This window comes from Parafrankia sp. FMc2, from assembly GCF_041008525.1.
Lineage (GTDB): Bacteria > Actinomycetota > Actinomycetes > Frankiales > Frankiaceae > Parafrankia.
In genome coordinates, this window is the sequence record NZ_JBFLUG010000287.1 from 1 (window position 1) to 3,843 (window position 3,843).

The following is a 3,843-nucleotide window of genomic DNA, read 5'->3' on the forward strand; positions in this document are numbered from 1 at the left end:
TGACTACAGTCATCGCTGACTGTAGCATCGGATCTCCGGAGGAAGCTCGTGATCAACACCGAATTCACGCGTCGGTTCGGCGTGGAGCACCCGATCCTCTGCGGGGGCATGACGGGCTACGGCACGGCGCAGCTGATCGGCGCGGTCGCCGAGGCGGGTGCGCTCGGTTTCCTCACCGCGCTCACGCAGCCGACGCCGGAGGACCTGGTCAAGGAGATCGCGCGCACCCGCAACCTCACCGACAAGCCGTTCGGCGTGAACCTGACCATCCTGCCGACGATCCAGCCGGTGCCGTACGGCGAGTACCGCGCGGCGATCATCGAGGCCGGGATCACCGTGGTGGAGACCGCCGGATCCAGCCCGGCGCCCCACCTGCCGGACTTCAAAGCCGCGGGCGTGCGCGTGATCCACAAGGCGACCAGCGTCCGCCACGCGCTCTCGGCACAGGCCAAGGGCGTCGACGCCGTCAGCATCGACGGCTTCGAGTGCGCCGGCCATCCGGGCGAGGACGACGTGCCCGGTCTGATCCTGATCCCCGCGGCGGTCAAGGCTCTGGACATCCCGGTGATCGCGTCGGGCGGCATCGCGACGGGCTCGGGTCTCGCCGCCGCACTCGCACTGGGGGCGTGCGCGGTCAACATGGGAACGCGTTTCATCGCGACCGACGAGGCTCCGGTCCACGTCAACGTCAAGCGCCAGGTCGTCGCGAATACCGAGCGCGACACCCAGCTGATCTTCCGGACGTTCCACAACACCGCGCGGGTCGCGAGGAACTCGGTCTCCGAGCAGATCGCGGAGATCTCCGCGCGCGAGGGCGCGACGTTCGCCGACGTCGCGGACCTGGCCTCGGGAGCCCGCGGGCGTGAGCGCGTGCTCGCGGACGGCGATATCGAAGGCGGCCTGTGGTGGGCCGGCCAGACCCAGGGCCTCATCGACGAGATCGCCAGCTGTCGCGAGGTGATCGACACGATCGTCGCCGAGGCCGAGTCGATCATCGGCGATCGGCTGCCGTCGTACCTCTCCTGAACCGCCTGCGACGCCCATGTCCCTCCCCGACCGACCGATAGGAGCACGATGCCGGCCGAGAGACTGATGCCGACCGAGGAGTCCGCCGACCTGATCGAGCTGACCCAGACGATCGCAGACAAGGAGCTGCGAGACGCGGTCAACGAGGGCGAGCGCACCGCGACGTTCCCGCGAGACGCCTTCCTGACCCTCGGCCGGGCCGGCCTACTCGGACTCCCCTACCCCGAGGAGTACGGCGGCGGCGGACAGCCCTACGAGGTCTACCTCCAGGTCGTGGAGGAGATCGCCTCTGCATGGGCGGCGGTCGGCGTCGGCACCAGCGTGCACGCGCTGAGCTGCTTCGGCCTCTTCCACGCCGGCACGGACGAGCAGAAGCGCCGCTGGCTGCCAGCGATGCTGTCGGGCGAGCTGCTGGGTGCCTACTGCCTCTCCGAGGCGCACGCGGGCTCCGACCCGGCCGCGATGCGCACCCGCGCGGTCCGGGACGGCGATGACTACGTGATCACCGGGGCGAAGGCCTGGACAACCCACGGCGGTAAGGCCGACTTCTACAAGGTCATGGCCCGCACCTCCGACGACGGCGGTCGAGGCATATCCTGCTTCCTCGTCCCGGCCGACGCCGAGGGACTCTCGGCCGACGTGCCGGAGCAGAAGATGGGCCTGATGAGCTCGACGACGACCACGATGCTCTTCGACGGCGTGCGCGTGCCGGCAGAGCGGCGGCTCGGGGCAGAGGGCCAGGGGCTGCCGATCGCACTGGCCGGTCTCGACTCAGGGCGGCTGGGCATCGCGGCCGTCGCCACCGGTGTCGCGCAGGCCGCACTCGACGCAGCCGTGGCCTACGCGCAGGACCGGGAGACGTTCGGCCGCCCGATCATCGAGCACCAGGGCCTCGGCTTCCTGCTGGCCGACATGGCAGCCGCCGTCGAGTCCGCGCGAGCGACGTACCTCCACGCCGCGCGGTTGCGCGACGTCGGCCGGCCGTTCAGCCGCCAGGCCTCGGTCGCCAAGCTCGTGTGCACCGACAACGCCATGAAGGTCACCACCGACGCCGTCCAGGTCCTCGGCGGTGCAGGCTACACGCGGGACTTCCCTGTGGAGCGCTACATGCGAGAGACGAAGGTCATGCAGATCTTCGAGGGCACCAACCAGATCCAGCGCCTGGTCATCGGCCGGGCCCTCGGCCGCTGAACACCACCAGATCGGAGAGATCCCCATGCAGATCGACAACATCTCGGCCATCGTCACCGGCGCCGCCTCCGGGCTGGGCAACGCCACCGCAGCCGCGCTGGGCGCCCGCGGCGCCCGGGTCTTCGGCATCGACCTCGACGTCACCGACGCCCCCGACATCGCCAACGTCAAGTACGTGAAGGCCGACGTCACCAGCGAGGACGAGGTCCGCCACGCGGTCTCCCTCGCGGCCGAGGACGGGCCGCTTCGCGTCGTCGTCAACTGTGCCGGCATCGGGCCCTCCGCACGCGTCCTCGGCCGCACCGGCGTGCACGACCTCGGCCTCTACCGAAAGGTGGTCGAGGTCAACCTGATCGGCACGTTCACCGTGCTCGCCCTCGCGTCCGAGGCGATCGCGCGCACCGAGGAGCTCGAGCACGGCCAGCGCGGCGTCGTCGTCAACACCGCGTCGATCGCGGCCTTCGAGGGCCAGATCGGGCAGGCGGCCTACGCATCGTCCAAGGGCGGCGTTGTCGGCCTCACCCTGCCCGCCGCGCGCGACCTCGCCCAGCACGGCATCCGGGTCAACACGATCGCGCCCGGCATCGTCGAGACGCCGATGCTCGCGACCATCAGCGACGAGTTCCGCTCTGGACTCGCAGCAGGCGTTCCGTTCCCCAAGCGGCTCGCCCAACCCGCCGACTTCGCCCAGCTCGTCACCCAGCTGATCGAGCACGACTACATCAACGGCGAGACCGTCCGCATGGACGGCGCGCTCCGGATGGCGCCGCGCTGATCGGACCTCTTCTCGGCCCGGCCGAGTGATACACGAAGGCCCGGAATCGGTGTCCAACGGCGACAATCGCTGAACTCGTGCGAACCGGAATTGGCCGCCTGACCTGCGGTTTCGTCAATACCCGCTGACAGTCGACGATCGACATACCTCTTGGCACCAGTGACAGGCCGCGTAGCCCATGCTCAGCAGAATTGGTGTATCACGGCGCTTCGCTTCCTCGAACGCCTCGGGCCCCCACTCCCACCAATCCACTGGGTTCTCCGCGTGTTGGAGCAGGTAGGGACTGGTCGGCCGGGTGGCCCGGGGGAATTTCACCCCCGGGCTCCCACAGAACGGAGCGTGACAGTCTCCCGTCACTCCGCTCGTCCCATCCAATCCGTCAGAACTCGGTCATCCAGACCCGGTGAGCGAACAGCCGGGGCTGTCTACGCAGCCCGTTCCACCACCGTTTGGCTTTCTTGAACGACCTGAGCCGTTTGAACTTCCGTCTGGCCCAGCGCACCAGGTAGGTGTTGACGCGCCGTAGCAGACCATCGAGCTCGGTCCGGTAGAACTTCCCGTAGTAGTTCATCCAGCCCCGGAGGACTAGGTTCATCCACTCCGCGAGCGCCGCGAGGTCATCGGTGGTGCGCAGGTTGATCCGCCAGTGGCGAACCACGCCCCCCATCTTCTTGAGGGCGTCCCTGCTGGCCGCAGGAAGGAACGCGGCGAAGATACTTCTTCGGTAACTGGTCAGGTGCCGATTTGATCGTGAGTTAGCTGGTGGCGGGCATCCAGGGGCGGCCCTCGGCGAGTTGGACGAGGGCGGGGAACAGCGGAATCCCGTGTTTGGTGGCGGTGGACAGGTACAG

The 3,843-nt window shown here is 68.7% G+C and carries 4 protein-coding genes and 1 pseudogene; 3 read left to right on the plus strand and 2 right to left on the minus strand.

The annotated features are described in order from the left end of the window. Nucleotides 1-48 precede the first annotated feature (48 nt). Genes AB1460_RS36145 through AB1460_RS36155 form a run of 3 tightly spaced genes read left to right on the plus strand, consistent with a single transcriptional unit; the run spans nt 49 to nt 2,992 of the window. Nucleotides 49-1,026, plus strand: a complete 978-nt coding sequence (locus tag AB1460_RS36145; protein WP_368966988.1) for an NAD(P)H-dependent flavin oxidoreductase — start codon at nt 49-51, stop codon at nt 1,024-1,026. 48 nt (nt 1,027-1,074) lie between these two features. After that, the gene (locus AB1460_RS36150; protein ID WP_368966990.1) at nt 1,075-2,217 is read left to right on the plus strand and encodes an acyl-CoA dehydrogenase family protein; all 1,143 of its coding nucleotides are present in this window, start codon (nt 1,075-1,077) and stop codon (nt 2,215-2,217) included. Between the two features lie 25 nt (nt 2,218-2,242). After that, entirely contained in the window at nt 2,243-2,992 is a 750-nt protein-coding gene (locus AB1460_RS36155; RefSeq protein WP_368966991.1) for an SDR family NAD(P)-dependent oxidoreductase, read from the plus strand. A gap of 132 nt (nt 2,993-3,124) precedes the next feature. Here AB1460_RS36155 and AB1460_RS36160 read toward each other — a convergent pair. Beyond that, nucleotides 3,125-3,307 (minus strand): annotated as a pseudogene (locus tag AB1460_RS36160) (DUF255 domain-containing protein); the annotation flags it as partial. Nucleotides 3,308-3,371: 64 nt separating this feature from the next. Continuing rightward, entirely contained in the window at nt 3,372-3,659 is a 288-nt protein-coding gene (locus tag AB1460_RS36165) for a group II intron maturase-specific domain-containing protein (RefSeq protein WP_368966993.1), read from the minus strand. Between the last annotated feature and the right edge of the window lie 184 nt (nt 3,660-3,843).